Here is a 16795-nt window from a genome sequence, read left to right as displayed (position 1 = left end):
AGGACCTTGGCGCGCGAAGCTGGCCAAAGGTCCCCGATTACCGCTACAGACGTCGAGCCACCATACGACACGACAGTGCCGGATATGGAAGGACTTGAGAGATGGATCACAGGTGACACCGCAACCGCGCGGGGTCATTCGAAGGTCATGTGCAAGATACCCACAAGATCCCCAGGGTTCCTCCGCTCCCCGTGGATCACGCCCCGGGCGCCCGCCCGTGCGGACTACCATCACCCCATGACCCGTGTACTGCTCGCCGAGGACGACGCATCCATCTCGGAGCCGCTGGCCCGCGCCCTGCGGAGAGAGGGGTACGAGGTCGAGGTCCGCGAGGACGGCCCGACCGCCCTCGACGCCGGCCTGCAGGGCGGCGTGGACCTGGTCGTGCTCGACCTGGGCCTGCCCGGCATGGACGGCCTGGAGGTCGCCAGGCGGCTGCGCGCCGAGGGCCACACGGTCCCGATCCTGGTGCTCACCGCCCGCGCCGACGAGGTCGACACGGTCGTGGGGCTCGACGCGGGCGCCGACGACTACGTCACCAAGCCGTTCCGGCTCGCCGAACTCCTCGCCCGCGTCCGGGCGCTGCTCCGGCGCGGCTCCACCGAGCCGGTCGTCGCCCCCTCCACCCACGGCGTACGGATCGACGTCGAGTCGCACCGGGCGTGGATGGGCGACGAGGAGCTCCAGCTCACGGCCAAGGAGTTCGACCTGCTGCGGGTCCTGGTCCGCGACGCGGGCCGGGTCGTCACCCGCGACCAGCTGATGCGCGAGGTCTGGGACACCACCTGGTGGTCCTCCACGAAGACCCTGGACATGCACATCTCCTGGCTCCGCAAGAAGCTCGGCGACGACGCGGCGAACCCCCGCTACATCGCCACGGTCCGGGGTGTCGGCTTCCGTTTCGAGAAGAGCTAGGGACGGCCCGTAAGGTCGGGAGCGTCTCCCGTTCCCGCCCGGAGGGCAACCGTGCGTCGCCGTCTCATCAACTCCACCCTCGCCGTCGTCCTTGTCGTCATCGCCGTCTTCGGCGTCTCCCTGGTCATCGTGGAGACCCGCACCATCTCCAGCAGCGCCCAGGAGAGCGTGGACCTGGAAGCCCTCCGCATCGTCTCGATCGTCGACAGCCGCCTCATCGGCGGCGAGCCGGTGAACCCGGACATCCTGGCCGAGCAGGGCGGCGTCAAGCGGTACGCCCAGATCCACATCCCCGGCCGCGACACCATCGAGATCGGCACCCGCCCGGAGGGCGACGTCACCCGCGGCGTCGCCGAGGGCGAGCGGGGCGAGACCGTGGTCGTCGAGGAGTCCCGCTCGGCGGTCACCGCCGAGGTCGGCCGCACCCTCATGATCATCGGCGCGGTCGCGCTGCTCGCCGTCATCGCCGCCGTCCTCCTCGCCGTACGGCAGGCCAACAAGCTCACGTCCCCGCTCACCGACCTCGCGGAGACCGCCGAGCGCCTCGGCTCCGGCGACCCGCGGCCCCGGCACAAGCGGTACGGGGTGCCCGAGCTGGACCGCGTCGCGGACGTCCTGGACGCCTCCGCCGAGCGCATCGCCCGGATGCTGACCGCCGAGCGCCGGCTGGCCGCGGACGCCTCGCACCAGCTCCGCACGCCCCTCACCGCCCTCTCCATGCGCCTGGAGGAGGTCGCGCTCGCCGACGACCTGGACACGGTCAAGGAGGAGGCGACGATCGCGCTCACCCAGGTCGAGCGGCTCACCGACGTCGTCGAGCGGCTGCTCACGAACTCCCGCGACCCGCGCACCGGCTCCGCCGTCGCCTTCGACCTCGACGAGGTCGTCAAGCAGCAGATCGAGGAGTGGCGGCCGGCCTACCGCAGCGCGGGGCGGGCCATCGTCCACTCCGGCAAGCAGGGCATGCGGGCCGTCGGCACCCCGGGCGCGGTCGCCCAGGTCCTCGCCGCCCTGATCGAGAACTCGCTCATGCACGGCGGCGGCACGGTCGCCCTGCGGACCCGCGTCACCGGCAACCAGTCGGTGATCGAGGTCACCGACGAGGGGCCGGGCGTCCCGGCGGACCTCGGCGCCCGGATCTTCGAGCGCGCGGTCAGCGGACGCAGCTCCACCGGCATCGGCCTGGCGGTCGCCAGGGACCTCGCGGAGGCGGACGGCGGCCGCCTGGAGCTCCTCCAGCAGCAGCCGCCGGTCTTCGCGCTGTTCCTCAGCCGGGAGGTCCGCAGCGTCTCGGACCCGCAGCGGGAGCGCCCCGTCCGGTAGGGGCGACCGCTCGCCCACGGGCACGAGGAAACCCCTGGCCGGTCCCGCCGGCCAGGGGTTTCGGGGTGCTGGGGGAGCAGCGGCTCAGACGCGGTCGGGCTGCCGCTGGGGCGTCTGCCGCGGCGCCTGCTCCAGGAACGATTCGGCGGTCTGCACCGCCTCCTTCGCCGGCAGCGCGCGGAACACCCAGGTGCGGTACGACCAGAAGCGGAACAGCGTCCCGATCCCGATGCCGAAGAACTTGAAGAAGTTGCTCGCGAGCGGGCCGTCCCAGCCGAAGCCGTACGTCGCCGCGTAGAGCACACCGTTCTCGATGACCATGCCGACGACGCTGAACAGCAGGAACAGCGACATCTCCTTGGTGCGCCCGGACTTGTCCCGGTCACGGTAGGTGAAGTAGCGGAACCCCACGTAGTTGAAGACGATCGCGACCACGGTGGCGATCAGGCTGGCCCGGACCATCGGGATGTCCGTGGCGCCCCGGACGATGTTGAAGACGCCGAGGTTCACCAGGACGCCGAGACCGCCCACCACCCCGAACTTGGCGACTTCCCGGGCGAGCCGGTCGAGTCGCGTGCGCAGCGCGCCGGGTTCACTCATGGTGATGGCTCTGTCCCGTCCGTCCGGATGACGTCCGGGTGACGTCAACCCAACCATGCTAACCAGCGCTCCTGTCACCCGCCCGTGTACCTCGGAAACCGCTTCCGAACCGGCTCCCCACCAGCGTCGTTCTTGTGCCAAACCACAGCCGGACGAGTGTTCACCGATGGTGCGGATACCCTAAGAGGGTGACGTTCCCGGTAGTCGGCATGGTCGGTGGCGGTCAGCTCGCCCGAATGACCCACGAGGCGGGCATCCCCCTCGGCATCAAGTTCAAGCTCCTCAGCGACACCCCGCAGGACTCTGCGGCGCAGGTGGTGAGCGAGGTCGTCATCGGCGACTATCGCGACCTGGCTACGCTGCGTGACTTCGCGCGCGGATGTGACGTGATCACCTTCGATCACGAGCACGTCCCCACGGAGCACCTGCGGGCCCTGGAGGCGGACGGCATCCCCGTCCGCCCCGGGCCCGACGCGCTGGTGCACGCCCAGGACAAGGGGGTGATGCGCGCGAAGCTCGACGAGATCGGCGTACCCAGCCCCCGGCACCGCATCGTGGCGGACCCCGGGGACGCGGAGGCCTTCGCCGCCGAGGTCGGGGGCTTCCCGATCATCCTCAAGACGGTCCGCGGCGGCTACGACGGCAAGGGCGTCTGGTTCGTCCGGAAGCCCGAGGACGCCCGCGATCCCTTCCTGGCGGGTGTCCCGGTCCTCGCCGAGGAGAAGGTCGACTTCGCGCGCGAGCTCGCCGCGAACATCGTCCGCTCCCCGCACGGCCAGGCCGTCGCCTACCCGGTCGTCGAGTCCCGGCAGGTCGACGGCGTCTGCGACACGGTGATCGCACCCGCGCCCGACCTCGACGGCGAGCTCGCGGGGCAGGCGCAGGAGCTGGCCCTCCGCATCGCGAAGGAGCTCGGCGTCGTCGGCCACCTGGCCGTCGAGCTGTTCGAGACCACGGACGGCCGCATCCTCGTCAACGAACTGGCGATGCGCCCGCACAACTCCGGCCACTGGACCCAGGACGGCGCGATCACCTCGCAGTTCGCCAACCACGTCCGGGCGGTCCTCGACCTGCCCCTCGGCGATCCGCGCCCGCGCGCGACGTGGACCGTGATGTGCAATGTCCTGGGCGGCGACTACCCGGACATGTACTCCGCGTACCTGCACTGCATGGCCAGGGACCCGCAGCTCAAGATCCACATGTATGGCAAGGACGTGAAGCCCGGCCGCAAGGTGGGTCACGTCAACACCTACGGCGACGACCTGGACGACGTGCTGGAGCGCGCGCGTCACGCCGCCGGCTACCTGCGAGGAACGATCACCGAGTGACCAGCACGAGCCCCGCCGCAGCGCCCGACACCTCCACCGCCCCCGTGATCGGCATCGTCATGGGATCCGACTCCGACTGGCCCGTCATGGAGGCCGCGGCGCAGGCCCTCGACGAGTTCGAGATCCCCTACGAGGTCGACGTCGTCTCCGCGCACCGGATGCCGCGCGAGATGATCGCGTACGGCGAGGAGGCCGCGGGCCGCGGCATCAAGGCGATCATCGCGGGCGCGGGCGGCGCCGCCCACCTGCCCGGCATGCTCGCCTCCGTCACCCCGCTGCCGGTCATCGGCGTCCCGGTGCCGCTGAAGTACCTCGACGGCATGGACTCGCTGCTCTCCATCGTGCAGATGCCGGCCGGCGTGCCGGTCGCCACGGTCTCCGTCGGCGGCGCCCGGAACGCGGGCCTGCTCGCGGCCCGTGTCCTCGCCGCGCACGACCCCGCACTGCTCGCCCGGATGCGGGAGTTCCAGCAGGAGCTGAACGACCAGGCGACGGAGAAGGGCAAGCGCCTGCGGGCCAGGGTCGAGGGCGCGGACTCGTTCGGCTTCGCCAAGTGAGCGCCGTGGACGGGGCCTCCGGCGGAGCGGCCGGCCGCCTCGCCGAGGCCCGCGAGCTGCTGGCCGGCCACCCCGTCGTCGACGGCCACAACGACCTGCCGTGGGCGCTGAGGGAGCACGTCCGGTACGACCTGGACCGGATGGACATCGGGGCGGACCAGACCGGCGCCCTGCACACCGACCTCGGGCGGCTGCGGGCCGGCGGGGTCGGCGCCCAGTTCTGGTCGGTGTACGTGCCCTGCCGGCTGGCCGGCGACGACGCGGTCAGCGCGACCCTGGAGCAGATCGACATCGTCGACCAGCTCCTGGAGCGGTACGCGGGCGACCTCGCCCCGGCGCTGACGGCCGACGACATGGAGGCGGCCCGCGAGCAGGGCCGCATCGCCTCCCTCAAGGGGGCCGAGGGCGGCCACTCGATCAACAACTCCCTCGCCACCCTGCGCGCCCTGCACACCCTCGGCGTGCGCTACATGACGCTCACCCACAACGACAACAACGACTGGGCGGACTCCGCGACCGACGCGCCCGGCGTCGGCGGGCTCTCCGCCTTCGGCCGTACGGTCGTCCGCGAGATGAACCGCTCGGGCATGCTCGTCGACCTGTCGCACGTCGCCGCGACGACCATGCGGGACGCGCTGGACGCCTCGGCCGCGCCGGTGATCTTCTCGCACTCCTCGGCGCTGGCCGTCTGCGACCACCCGAGGAACGTCCCGGACGACGTCCTGGAGCGGCTGCCCGCCAACGGCGGCGTCGCGATGGCCACGTTCGTGCCCAAGTTCATCCTCCCCGCGGCCGTCGAGTGGACCGCGCGGGCCGACGAGAACCTCCGGGCGCACGGCTTCGACCACCTCGACACGACCGCGGAGGCGATGAAGCTGCACCGCGCCTTCGAGGAGGCGAACCCGCGTCCGATCGCCACCGCCGCCACGGTCGCCGACCACCTCGACCACATGCGCGAGGCCGCCGGCATCGACCACATCGGCATCGGCGGGGACTACGACGGCACGGCCTTCACCCCGGCCGGCCTGGACGACGTCGCCGGCTACCCGAACCTGGTCGCCGAGCTGCTGCACCGCGGCTGGTCGCACCCGGACCTGGCGAAGCTGACCTGGTCCAACGCCGTCCGCGTCCTGCGCGACGCGGAGGCGGTCTCGCGCGACCTGCGGAGCCGTACGGCACCGTCGAACGCGACGATCGACTCCCTGGACACGCCGGTCGCCTGACGAGGTGTGAACGGCCCGGCCCCGGGTCGCGCCGTTCACCCGGACGGCTCAGCCCACCGAGCCCCCGCGCGGGGCCGGTGGCACGGTGGACGGTACTGCCCCGCCCAATTCGGCGGGGCGGTACTGCATCACCGAGCTGGAGTCAGACCATGGCGGAACTGCTAGACGACCATCCCACCCTCTCCACCGTCCCTGCCGCCGCCGGGGAGCCCGCACCCCCCGAACCACCCCCACCGCTCGACGAGACGTCCCGGGCCCGCGCCATCCTGGCGGCGCAGCCCGTCGTCGAGGGACACACCGAACTGCCCCCGAGCCTCGACCCCGAGGACCTTCCGCCCGCCCGCGCGGCGGAGGCCGGAGCCCAGTTCTGGTCGCTGCGCGTCGGACCCGGTGAGGACGCTGCGGGCGTCATCGGGACCCTGCGGCGCATCGACGCCATCCGCGCGCTCGTCGCCGCCTGCCCCGAGGACCTGCGCCTCGCCCACACGACCTCCGAGATGGCCCACGCCCGCAACTGCGGCCGCGTCGCCGCCCTGCTCGGTCCGGTCAGCTGGACGGCGCTCGGTGCCTCCGCCGCGACCCTGCGGGCCTACCACGCCCTGGGCGTACGGGCCGTGAACCTCACCCGCTTCGACCGCTTCGCCCGCGACGCGGTACGGGAGATGAACCGCATCGGCCTGGCCGTGGACCTCTCGGACGCCGACCAGGACACGGTCCGCCGCGCCCTCGCGGTCACCCGCGCCCCCGCCCTGCTCACCAGGGCGGCCCCGGAAGGCCTGCCGGACGACGTCCTGGGCCTGCTCGGCGAGAACGGCGCCGTCTGCATGGTGACCGTGACCGAGGACCCGGCCGCGGTCGCCGACGTCCTGGACCGGGTGCGCGCGGAGGCGGGCGCGCACTGCGTGGGCGTCTCCCACGCCACCGCCCCGGCCGTCGGCTACGTCCCGCTCTTCGCGGAGCTCCTCCGCCGGGACTGGACCGCCCAGGAACTGGTCGGCCTCGCGCACGGCAACGTGACGCGGGCGCTGCGCGAGGCGGAGTTCCTGGCGCGGACGAACCGCATCAGGCCGGCGGCGGCCTGACCGTGTGAACGGAGGAGGGGGCGCCGAAGCCGGCGCCCCCTCCTCCCGTACCGCGGCGTCCTCAGGCGCGCGGGCGACCCATCGCCCGGTACGTCCAGCCGGCCGACCGCCAGCGCGCGGAGTCCAGCGCGTTGCGGCCGTCCAGGATCACCCGCGAGGCGGCGACCTCGGCGAGCGCCGCCGGGTCGAGCTCGCGGAACTCGCGCCACTCCGTCAGGTGCAGCACCACGTCCGCCCCGCGCACCGCTTCGAGGGCGGAATCGGCGTATCCGAGGGTCGGGAAGAGGCGGCGGGCGTTGTCCATGCCCTTGGGGTCGTAGACGGTGACCTGGCCGCCCTGGAGGTGTATCTGACCGGCCACGTTCAGCGCGGGGGAGTCGCGGACGTCGTCCGAGTCCGGCTTGAAGGCGGCGCCGAGGACGGCGACCCGGCGGCCCAGGAAGGTGCTGCCGCCGAGGGCCTCGCGCGCCATCTCGACCATCTGGCCGCGGCGCCGCATGTTGATGGAGTCGATCTCGCGGAGGAAGGTCAGCGCCTGGTCGGCGCCCAGCTCTCCCGCGCGGGCCATGAAGGCCCGGATGTCCTTGGGCAGGCAGCCGCCGCCGAAGCCGATGCCGGCGCGCAGGAACTTGGCGCCGATCCGGTCGTCGTGCCCGATCGCCTCGGCCAGCTTCGCGACGTCGCCGCCGGCGGCCTCGCAGACCTCGGCCATCGCGTTGATGAAGGAGATCTTGGTCGCGAGGAAGGAGTTCGCGGAGGTCTTCACCAGCTCGGCGGTGGGGAAGTCGGTCACCACGAACGGCGAACCGTCGCCGACCGGCCCCGCGTACACCTCGCGCAGCAGCTTCTCGGCCCGCTCGCCCTGGACGCCGACGACGATCCGGTCCGGGTGCAGGGTGTCCTGGACGGCGAAGCCCTCGCGCAGGAACTCCGGGTTCCAGGCCAGCTCCACGCCCTCCGGGAGCACGCCCGCGAGCCGCTCGGCCGAGCCGACGGGCACGGTCGACTTGCCGACGACCAGGGCCCCTTCGCGTACGACCGCGGCGAGGGAGGCGAAGGCGGCGTCCACGTAGCTCATGTCGCAGGCGTACTCGCCGTGCTTCTGCGGGGTGTTCACACAGACGAAGTGCACGTCGCCGAAGGCGCCGACCTCCTCCCAGGAGGTGGTGAAGCGCAGCCGGCCGCTCGAACCCTCGATGCCCGCGACGTGCTTCGCGAGGAGTTCCTCCAGGCCCGGCTCGTACATCGGGACCCGGCCGGAGGACAGCAGCTCGATCTTCTCGGGCACGACGTCGAGCCCCAGGACCTCGAAGCCCAGTTCCGCCATGGCCGCGGCGTGGGTGGCGCCGAGGTAGCCGGTGCCGATCACGGTGATCTTGAGGGCCATGCGGGTCTCCAGTGACGTCGGGCGGAATGCCTGCCCGAGCATAGTCGTGCTCTGGTCCGGGGCCGGGGCACGCCCTACGCTTTGGGTTACTTAACGGTAGTTAGCAACGTGGGAGTGAGTGAGAGTGTCAGGTTCGTCTGATTTCGACCTGTATCGGCCCTCCGAGGAGCACGACATGCTCCGGGAGTCGGTGCGTGCGCTCGCGGAGGCGAAGATCGTGCCGTTCGCCGCGGCGGTGGACGAGGAGGGCCGGTTCCCGCAGGAGGCCCTGGACGCGCTGGTCGCCAACGACCTGCACGCGGTGCACGTGCCGGAGGCCTACGGCGGCGCGGGCGCGGACGCGCTCGCCACGGTGATCGTGATCGAGGAGGTCGCCCGTGCGTGCGGTTCGTCCTCGCTGATCCCGGCGGTCAACAAGCTGGGCTCGCTGCCGGTGATCCTGTCCGGCTCCGAGGAACTCAAGCACCGGTACCTCGGCCCGCTGGCCAAGGGCGACGCGATGTTCTCCTACGCCCTCTCCGAGCCCGACGCGGGCTCGGACGCGGCCGGGATGAAGACCCGCGCCGTGCGCGACGGGGACTTCTGGGTCCTCAACGGCGTCAAGCGGTGGATCACCAACGCCGGCGTCTCCGAGTACTACACCGTGATGGCCGTCACCGACCCCGACAAGCGCTCCAAGGGCATCTCCGCCTTCGTCGTGGAGAAGTCCGACGAGGGCGTGTCCTTCGGGGCCCCGGAGAAGAAGCTCGGCATCAAGGGCTCCCCGACCCGCGAGGTCTACCTCGACAACGTCCGCATCCCCGCGAGCCGCATGATCGGCGCCGAGGGCACCGGCTTCGCCACCGCGATGAAGACCCTCGACCACACCCGCATCACCATCGCCGCCCAGGCCATCGGCATCGCCCAGGGCGCCCTGGACTACGCCAAGGGCTACGTCACCGAGCGCAAGCAGTTCGGCAAGCCCATCGCCGACTTCCAGGGCGTCCAGTTCATGCTCGCCGACATGGCCATGAAGCTCGAAGCGGCCCGCCAGCTCACCTACGCCGCCGCCGCGAAGTCCGAGCGCGTCTCCGCCGGGGGCGACAAGGAGGACCTCACCTTCTTCGGCGCCGCCGCCAAGTGCTTCGCCTCCGACGTCGCCATGGAGGTCACCACCGACGCCGTCCAGCTCCTCGGCGGCTACGGCTACACCCGCGACTACCCCGTCGAGCGCATGATGCGCGACGCCAAGATCACCCAGATCTACGAGGGCACCAACCAGGTCCAGCGCATCGTCATGGCCCGCAACCTCCCGTAGGCACGCGGAAGGGCGCTCCCGCCACCGGGCGGGAGCGCCCCCTGCCGTCCGTCCGACGGGGTCAGCGGTTCGACTCGACCGTGACCTTCTCGTCGTTCTGGATCTGCTGCACGAGCTGCTTCACCTTGGGCATGTCCCACTTCAGGGAGCCCTGCGGCGCGCTGCCCGAGATCGGCATGTTCATGGACTTGCCGTCACCGCTGTTGATGCCCTTCATGGCGAAGAACATCTTCCCGAGGTCGTACAGCGACATGTCCTTGTCCACGATCAGCGTGTCCAGACCGGCGCCCAGCGTCGGGTACAGCGCGAACGGGTTGAGGATCGTGCCCGGCGTCGCCGCCTGGTTGGCCAGGGCGGAGAGGAACTTCTGCTGGTTCTTCGTCCGCTGCAGGTCCGACTCGGCGAAGGCGTACCGGGTGCGGACGAAGGCCAGGGCCTGCTCGCCGTTGAGGGTCTGCGTACCGGCCTGGAAGTTCGCGCCGGACTTCTTGTCCTTGAAGCCCTTCTCGATGTTCAGCTCGACACCGCCGAGCGCGTCGACGATGTTCGCGAAGCCGGCGAAGCCGATCTCGGCGTAGTGGTCGATGCGCAGACCGGTGTTGTACTCGACGGTGCGGACGAGCAGCTCGGGGCCGTCCATCGCGTACGCGGCGTTCAGCTTGGAGCCGCCCCGCGCCGGATACGTCTTGCCCGACTCGGAGCCCACGAAGCTGGGGATCGTCACCCAGGAGTCACGGGGGAGCGAGACCATCGTGTTCCCGCTGGAGCAGGACGCGAGGATCATCATCGAGTCGGTCCGCTTGCCCTCGGCGGAACCGGTGTGGAGCTTCTTCTTCTCCTCGGCCGACATGCCCTCACGGCTGTCGGAGCCGACGATCAGGTACGTCGTGCAGTCGCCCTCGGACGGACGCTCGATGACCTTGGAGAGGTCGACCTCGTTGCGCATCTGCGAGCTGGCCCACGCGTAGGTGCCGATGCCCCAGGCGGTGACGGCGACGACCAGGACGATCGAGCCGACCTTGATGCGCTTGCGCCAGTCCGGGGCGGGACGCCCGGGACCGCCCGCGCCGGGGCCCGGAGCGTACTGCGGAGGCACGGTGCCGCGCCCGCCGCCCTGGGGTGCGCCGCCCTGCTGGGCGCCGCCGTAGACCTGGCCCGAGCTGTAACCGGAGTCGTAGCCCGAGCCCTGCGCCTGGGTGAAGTTCGGGTTGTAGCCCTGGTTGCCGCTGCCCTGCTGGTAGCCCTGGTCGTGCCGAGGCGGCTGCTGCGGAACCTGCGGACGCTGCACATGGCTCATCCGGCGAGGTCCCTCGGGCTGGGAGTTCGCGCTGCCACGGCCGTAGCCGCCGTCTTCGGGCCAGTCATTCATGCGGACCAGTGTGCCGGGCATGCCTTTACGCGCGACAGGGCGGGTGGAGGATCGGACCGGTGCTGTTGCCAAGCTGATGCAAAGGGGACCGAACGGCGACGGCCGCGGGACCCGGCATATGGTGGAGGGCATGACAGATCAGGGCGATATTCCGGGCAAGCCCACCTCGGCCTCCCGCACCACCCTCAGCCACATCATGACCAGCCACGACACCAACCTCCTCGGTACGGTGCACGGCGGCGTGATCATGAAGCTGGTGGACGACGCGGCGGGCGCCGTCGCGGGCCGGCACTCGGGCGGCCCGGCGGTCACCGCCTCGATGGACGAGATGGTCTTCCTTGAGCCGGTGCGCGTCGGTGACCTGCTGCACGTGAAGGCCCAGGTGAACTGGACGGGCCGGTCGTCGATGGAGGTCGGCGTACGGGTCCTCGCGGAGCGCTGGAACGAGTCCACGCCCGCGACCCAGGTCGGCTCCGCCTACCTGGTCTTCGCCGCGGTCGACGCCGACGGCAAGCCGCGCCCGGTCCCCCAGGTCGTCCCCGAGACGGAGCGGGACAAGCGCCGCAACCAGGAGGCGCAGATCCGCCGCACCCACCGGCTGGCCCGCCGCCAGGCGATCAAGGAACTCCGCGAACGCCGCGCGGCCGAGGGCTACGAGGACTGAGGCACGACGGGCACGGTGTGCGCGTGCGAGGCCGCCGCCGCACCGTAGGCCCCCGGGCCCGCCCGGCGGCGGCGCGCCCGTACCGCGAGGACGGACAGCAGCATGCCCGCGCCCGACGCCACCGTGAGCAGCAGGCACGCACCGGACAGGCCCGCCGCCAGCGCGTCGGCCGCCGCGTCCCCGTCCTCGGTCCGTGACGCTCCCACCGTCGCGTTGACCGTCGCGACGGCCGCGGTGAACGCGGCCGCCCCGATGTACCGCGCCATGTTCGAGATGCCGGAGGCGGCGCCGACCGCGTCGGCGGACACCGACGACGTGGACGCCGAACTCGCCGGTCCGTTGACCAGGCCCAGGCCGACGGCCAGCAGCACCAGCGGCAGGACGAACGCCGCGTACCGCCAGTCGCCCTCCACGAACACCAGCAGCGCGCAGCCGGCCGTCGCCGCCGCGAAGCCCAGCGCGATCACCGGGCCGATCCCCAGGTGCTGGACCGCCCGGGGCACGAGGGGCGTGACCGCGATCAGCCCCACCGTCGCGGGCAGGGTGGCCAGGCCGGCCTCGAACGGGCTCAGCCCGAGCGTGGCGGGGTTCTGGAAGTAGAGGCTGACCAGGTACATCAGCCCGTTGATCACGCCCGCGCTCAGCAGGATCGCGACCGTCGCCCCGATCAGCACCCGGTCGCGCAGCAGCCGGAGGTCCACCAGCGGCGCCTCGACCCGGCGCTCCACCGCCACGAACCCCACGGCCGACGCCGCGGCCACCGCGAAGCAGCCGAGCACCCCGGCCGAGGTCCAGCCCCAGTCCGAGCCCTCGCTCAGCGCGAGCAGCGCCGGGGCCAGCACGGCGGCGATCAGCAGCGTCCCCGCGAAGTCGATCGAGCGGCTCCGCTCGGGATCACGGGACTCGGCGACGCCCTTCAGGGTGACCGGGACACAGGCGAGCGCGATCGCCGCGTCGATCCAGAACAGCCCCTGCCAGCCCGTACCGTCCACCAGCACACCGCCGACCAGCGGCCCCGCCGCGGCCCCCACCGCCGACGCGCCGCCCCACAGCGTCACCGCCCGCACCTGCCCGGCACCGGACGTGGCCACGGACAGCAGGCTCATCCCGCAGGCCAGGATCGTGGCCCCCGCCGCCCCCTGGATCGCCCGCCCCACGATCACGCCCACGCCGCCGCCGGACAGCGCGATGAGCACGCACGAGCCGATGAACAGCGCCAGCCCGCCCAGGAACACCAGCCGGCGTCCGAACACGTCGCCGAGAGCCCCCGAGGTGACGATCACCGCCGCGCCCACCAGCGAGTACCCGGTGACGGCCCACTGCAGGGTGTCCAGCGACATCCCGGTGTCCTCGCTGATCGCCGGCAGCAGGATGCTCACCGCCGACGTGTTGGCGTTGACGATCAGCGTCGAGACGCAGGTCACGATCAGCACGGCCGCCGACGCGGCCCGCCCGGCGTCCGCCGTCGCGGCCTCCGTCGTCACGGGCACACCACCCGGTCGCCCGTCACCGCTTCGAACGGCCCGCCCCGTGCGGTGTCCTCGCTCCGGACCGCCGTCACCCCCTTGTAGTCGGCCCCCACCGTCACCCGCAGCGTGCCGCCCCGCCCCTGCACGGCCCGCAGTTCCGCCCCCGGCAGCGCCGCCGCGAGGGACTTCGCCGAGCGGTCCCAGCGGGGGTCGTACTCCACGAGGGTCCGCGCCCGCTCCTTCCCCGTCCCGGTCTTCGGGGCCCGGGTGGTGTCGAAGCCGGTCCCGCGCAGCGCGTCGTCGACCTTCCGGCCGAGCCCGTCCGTCCTGGTCCCGTTGTAGACCTGCACCCGCACGGTCCGCGGCGCCACGTCGACCACCACGGCCTTCGGCGCCTTCGCGGAGGACGCGGAACCCGGCTTCGACGCGGCCAGGGGCCGGTCCTCCCGCAGCGCCTGGAACAGCCGCCGCGCCTTCGCCGCGTCCCACTTCACCGTCGACCCGATCCCCTTCACGGGAAAGCTCATGTCGCCGATCGGCACGGACACGAACTCCGACGACGCCGGCGTGAAGCCCCGCATCGCCTTGGACAGGGCGAGCAGCTGATCCGTACCGAAGTCCTGGTCGGCCCGGACGGAGCTCAGCATCGTCGTGGCGACCTCGCGGAACCGCACCGGGTTGAACAGCACCCCGCCGCTCGTGATCCGCTCGACGAGTGCCGCCAGGAACCGCTGCTGTCGCTGCATCCGGCCGATGTCCGCGGCCCCGTCGATGTGCCGGGAGCGCACGTACTGCAGGGCCTGCCCGCCGTCCAGCTCGTGGGTGCCGGCCGGCAGGTCGAGCCCGGTGTACGCGTCCTTGACCGGCCGGGTCGTACAGATCTGCACCCCGCCGACCGCGTCCACCGTCCGCATGAAGCTGGTGAAGTCGACCTCCAGATAGTGGTCGATCTTGACCCCGGTCATCGACTCGACGGTCCGCACGGTCAGCGAGGGCCCGCCCTCCGCGTACGCCGCGTTCAGTTTCACCGGGTGCGCGTGGTGCTTCTTCCCGCTGGTGAGGTCGGTGTGCTCGGGCATCTCGGCGTACGAGTCACGGGGCAGGCTCACCACGCTCGCCCGCTCCCGGTCCTCCGAGATGTGGACCAGCATCACCGTGTCGGTGCAGCGGCAGGGCGCGCCGCCGAGCCGGTACTTCGCCTTCTCCTCGGGGGTGATCCGGTCCCGTCCGTCGGTGCCGACGACGAGGACGTTCATCCCGTTCCCTGCCTGCGGCCGGTTCTTCATGTCCTTGAAGGGGTCGACCCGGGTGATCCCGGTGTCGAGCCCGGTGACCAGCGCGTGCCCGATCCCGCCCGCCGCGAGCACCGTCACGGAGAGCGCCGTCGCCATCCGCATCCCCCACCGGGGGCGCCTCCGCCGTCGGCGGACCGGCGCGGAGCGGGCGGCGGGCCGGGGACGGGGCGTGCGGGGCGGTGTGGGCACGGACGGACACCTCCGCGGGTGTGACAAAGGGAACCGTGAGCACGGTAGGCCCATACGATCAGCGCAAGGCAGAACCACCCGTGCGGCACGCCCGCTGTCCCCCGTTCGCGGTAACGAGGCGGCCCTGATCCGCTGTCCTCCGGGAGGTGGACCCGCGTCCCCGGGAGCCGTGCCGCGCCGTCTCCGCGATCATGCCTCGCGACGGCCGACGGCCGGGACCCTCACGGGTCCCGGCCGTCGGCCGTACGGGGTCGTGCGCACGCGGGGGAGGGTCAGCTCTTCCCGTCCCACTTGTAGACCGAGTAGATGTCCATGCAGGTCGCCTTGTCGTCGGCGCCCTCGGGCAGGTCGCCCGCCTCCGCCGCCGGCTTCTTGTAGGCGGTGCCCTCGCGCCAGTCGGCCCCGACGATCAGCGTGATGCCCTCCGCCGCGGCGTCGGCCCTGACCTTGGTCTCCGGCAGCCCGAGGGCCTTCGCCACCGACACGGCGTTCGCCCGGCCCTGGTCCCCGGCGTCCTTCGGGTAGAGGACGACCGTGTCCTGGCGGGGCTGCGGCTCCTTGGAGGAGCCGGCCTGCGTGAAGCCCTTCTCCGTGAGCGCCGCGGTGATCGCCTTCGCGCGGCCCTCGACGGGCGCCTGGTCGGTGCCCGCGGTGCCGTTGGCGACGGTGACCGGGAAGGAGTCCGGGGACTCGGCGGCCGTCTTCGGCTTCGCGGACGCGCCCGGCTTCGGCTTGGCCGTGGCCGGCTTGCCGTTCTTGTCGAAGGCGATGTCGTCGCGGAGCATCGCCCACATCTTGTCGGCGGACGACTGGACCATCTGGAGCTTGTTCCTGTCCTGCGACCACTCGGTGGTCGGGACGGTCGCCGTCGTGAGGCGGTTCATCTTCACGTTCTTGAGCTGCATCGACAGGTCGAAGAGCTTCTTCACGGACTTCAGTTCGTCGGAGACCTGGAGCGCTTTGGTGGCCGTCTCGGCGAGCCCCATCAGCTGACCGGTGTCGCTCCAGGCGTCCTGCTTCTGGAGCTTCTCGACCATGCCGTTGAGGTACATGTGCTGGGCCTTGGCCCGGCCCTGGTCGTTGCCGAAGGCGTGCCGGGTACGCAGCCACTGGAGGGCCTGCTTGCCCTGGATCTCGTGGGTGCCCTCGGGCAGCTTCAGGCCCGAGCCGCCCTTCACCAGCCGGGTCGGCTTGTCCCAGACGCCGGTCTTCACGCAGACGGGGACGCCGCCGACCTCGTCGGCCATCGCCACCACACCCGAGAAGTCGATCATCATCCAGTGGTCGATGTAGACCCCGGTGAGGCTCTCCCAGGTGGTCAGCGTGCAGCCGGGACCCCCGCGTCCCAGCGTCTCGTTGATGGGAGAGGTGGTCGTCGCCCCGTAGGTGGCGCCGTCCTTGCCGGTGCACTTCGGGATGGGCACGATCGTGTCGCGCGGGATGGAGACGATGGAGGCGTTCTGCCGGTCGGCGGAGACGTGGAGCAGCATCTGCACGTCCGCGAGCGGCTTCGCGTCACGGAGGTTCTTGCCGCCGCCGAGCGCCACGTTCTTGGCGTCGGCCCGGCTGTCGGAGCCGATCAGGAGGATGTTGAGCGGGGTGTCGCCGAGGGCGTTCGGCGCGGCCTTCTTGACGCCGCTGTCGCCGCCCGCGCGCGAGCCGCCGCGGATGTTGCCGTTGAGGTGCTCGTAGTACAGGTATCCGGCGCCGGCCGTGCCGAGTATCAGCACCGCGAGCGTGATCGCGACCCAGCGCAGCGCCTTGCGCTTGCCGGCCTTCTTGGAGCGCCGGCGGGAGCCGCCGCGCCGGTGGCCCGACCGTCCGTCGGTACCGCCTCCGCCGTTCGCTGCGCCCTTCCCGGCGCCACGGCGGCGCTCGGCACGGGTCGTCGTGTCGGAGGCGGCCCCCGTGTCGGATGCGGCCCCCGTGTCCTTCTCCTCGGGAGCGTCGGCCGCATCGGCGCCGGTGGCCGCACCGGCGTCGTACAGCTCGTCGTCCCAGCCCAGTTCTCGGGCGCGCGGAACGCGTCCGCGCGTTCCCTCCCCACGCACGCTGTTCTGTCCCACCCCAGGTCCCCTCGTCAGTCAGGAGCGCGCC

General features: G+C 71.9%; 14 protein-coding genes. 8 read left to right on the top strand and 6 right to left on the bottom strand.

The features are described 5' to 3' along the window. The first annotated feature begins 237 nt into the window (after positions 1–237). Entirely contained in the window at positions 238–915 is a 678-nt protein-coding gene (locus tag AMK27_RS30865; RefSeq protein WP_030315177.1) for a response regulator transcription factor, read from the top strand. Positions 916–966: 51 nt separating this feature from the next. Further along, entirely contained in the window at positions 967–2238 is a 1272-nt protein-coding gene (locus AMK27_RS30860) for an ATP-binding protein (RefSeq protein WP_073915616.1), read from the top strand. An 84-nt stretch (positions 2239–2322) separates the two neighbouring features. Here the strand turns inward: AMK27_RS30860 and AMK27_RS30855 are convergent, their stop codons facing one another. Continuing rightward, positions 2323–2838 carry a GtrA family protein gene (locus AMK27_RS30855; protein WP_073915613.1) on the bottom strand — a complete coding sequence of 172 codons (516 nt, stop codon included), beginning with the start codon at positions 2836–2838 and terminating at the stop codon, positions 2323–2325. A 188-nt stretch (positions 2839–3026) separates the two neighbouring features. On the opposite strand from AMK27_RS30855, the gene AMK27_RS30850 reads away from it, so the two are divergent. From AMK27_RS30850 to AMK27_RS30835, 4 genes are all read left to right on the top strand, one after another. Next, positions 3027–4166, top strand: coding sequence for a 5-(carboxyamino)imidazole ribonucleotide synthase (locus tag AMK27_RS30850; protein ID WP_073915610.1), 1140 nt, complete (start codon positions 3027–3029; stop codon positions 4164–4166). Positions 4167–4225: 59 nt separating this feature from the next. Next, a complete protein-coding gene (purE, locus tag AMK27_RS30845) occupies positions 4226–4723 on the top strand; it encodes a 5-(carboxyamino)imidazole ribonucleotide mutase (protein WP_073916512.1) in 498 nt (165 codons plus the stop codon). Further along, a complete protein-coding gene (locus AMK27_RS30840) occupies positions 4720–5946 on the top strand; it encodes a dipeptidase (RefSeq protein ID WP_241847650.1) in 1227 nt (408 codons plus the stop codon). Before purE ends, AMK27_RS30840 begins: the two co-directional genes overlap by 4 nt. Before the next feature lie 149 nt (positions 5947–6095). Beyond that, the gene (locus AMK27_RS30835) at positions 6096–7028 is read left to right on the top strand and encodes a membrane dipeptidase (protein WP_073915604.1); all 933 of its coding nucleotides are present in this window, start codon (positions 6096–6098) and stop codon (positions 7026–7028) included. Positions 7029–7089: 61 nt separating this feature from the next. Here the strand turns inward: AMK27_RS30835 and AMK27_RS30830 are convergent, their stop codons facing one another. Continuing rightward, positions 7090–8415 carry a UDP-glucose dehydrogenase family protein gene (locus AMK27_RS30830; RefSeq protein WP_073915601.1) on the bottom strand — a complete coding sequence of 442 codons (1326 nt, stop codon included), beginning with the start codon at positions 8413–8415 and terminating at the stop codon, positions 7090–7092. 124 nt (positions 8416–8539) lie between these two features. Here AMK27_RS30830 and AMK27_RS30825 point away from each other — a divergent pair, with 124 nt between their 5' ends. Continuing rightward, complete coding sequence (locus tag AMK27_RS30825) at positions 8540–9712, top strand: acyl-CoA dehydrogenase family protein (RefSeq protein WP_073915598.1); 1173 nt, start codon at positions 8540–8542, stop codon at positions 9710–9712. Positions 9713–9773: 61 nt separating this feature from the next. On the opposite strand, the gene AMK27_RS30820 is transcribed toward AMK27_RS30825, so the two are convergent. Next, positions 9774–11081, bottom strand: a complete 1308-nt coding sequence (locus AMK27_RS30820) for an LCP family protein (protein ID WP_198955965.1) — start codon at positions 11079–11081, stop codon at positions 9774–9776. Between the two features lie 130 nt (positions 11082–11211). Between AMK27_RS30820 and AMK27_RS30815 the strand changes: the two genes are divergently transcribed. Continuing rightward, positions 11212–11745, top strand: coding sequence for an acyl-CoA thioesterase (locus tag AMK27_RS30815; protein WP_231074345.1), 534 nt, complete (start codon positions 11212–11214; stop codon positions 11743–11745). Here the strand turns inward: AMK27_RS30815 and AMK27_RS30810 are convergent. The 3 genes from AMK27_RS30810 to AMK27_RS30800 all read right to left on the bottom strand — a co-directional run bounded on the left by AMK27_RS30810 (position 11733) and on the right by AMK27_RS30800 (position 16764). Next, complete coding sequence (locus tag AMK27_RS30810) at positions 11733–13229, bottom strand: MFS transporter (protein WP_073915589.1); 1497 nt, start codon at positions 13227–13229, stop codon at positions 11733–11735. The genes AMK27_RS30815 and AMK27_RS30810 overlap by 13 nt on opposite strands. After that, entirely contained in the window at positions 13226–14752 is a 1527-nt protein-coding gene (locus tag AMK27_RS30805) for an LCP family protein (protein WP_445194884.1), read from the bottom strand. The genes AMK27_RS30810 and AMK27_RS30805 overlap by 4 nt, the downstream gene beginning before the upstream one ends. A 218-nt stretch (positions 14753–14970) precedes the next feature. After that, positions 14971–16764 carry an LCP family protein gene (locus AMK27_RS30800; protein ID WP_079188644.1) on the bottom strand — a complete coding sequence of 598 codons (1794 nt, stop codon included), beginning with the start codon at positions 16762–16764 and terminating at the stop codon, positions 14971–14973. Positions 16765–16795 lie beyond the last annotated feature (31 nt).

This window comes from Streptomyces sp. CB02009 (genome assembly GCF_001905825.1).
In the GTDB taxonomy this organism is placed as follows: domain Bacteria; phylum Actinomycetota; class Actinomycetes; order Streptomycetales; family Streptomycetaceae; genus Streptomyces.
Note: the sequence above shows the minus strand (reverse complement) of the source record. Positions and strands in the feature narration are given on the sequence as shown.

What these genes read in the sequence shown, in the direction of transcription:
- AMK27_RS30865 (WP_030315177.1), top strand. Translation starts at nt 238, where the DNA reads ATGACCCGTGTACTGCTCGCCGAGGACGACGCATCCATCTCGGAGCCG.
- AMK27_RS30855 (WP_073915613.1), bottom strand. Translation starts at nt 2,838, where the DNA reads ATGAGTGAACCCGGCGCGCTGCGCACGCGACTCGACCGGCTCGCCCGG.
- purE (WP_073916512.1), top strand. Translation starts at nt 4,226, where the DNA reads ATGGGATCCGACTCCGACTGGCCCGTCATGGAGGCCGCGGCGCAGGCC.
- AMK27_RS30835 (WP_073915604.1), top strand. Translation starts at nt 6,096, where the DNA reads ATGGCGGAACTGCTAGACGACCATCCCACCCTCTCCACCGTCCCTGCC.
- AMK27_RS30830 (WP_073915601.1), bottom strand. Translation starts at nt 8,415, where the DNA reads ATGGCCCTCAAGATCACCGTGATCGGCACCGGCTACCTCGGCGCCACC.
- AMK27_RS30820 (WP_198955965.1), bottom strand. Translation starts at nt 11,081, where the DNA reads ATGAATGACTGGCCCGAAGACGGCGGCTACGGCCGTGGCAGCGCGAAC.
- AMK27_RS30815 (WP_231074345.1), top strand. Translation starts at nt 11,212, where the DNA reads ATGACAGATCAGGGCGATATTCCGGGCAAGCCCACCTCGGCCTCCCGC.
- AMK27_RS30805 (WP_445194884.1), bottom strand. Translation starts at nt 14,752, where the DNA reads ATGGGCCTACCGTGCTCACGGTTCCCTTTGTCACACCCGCGGAGGTGT.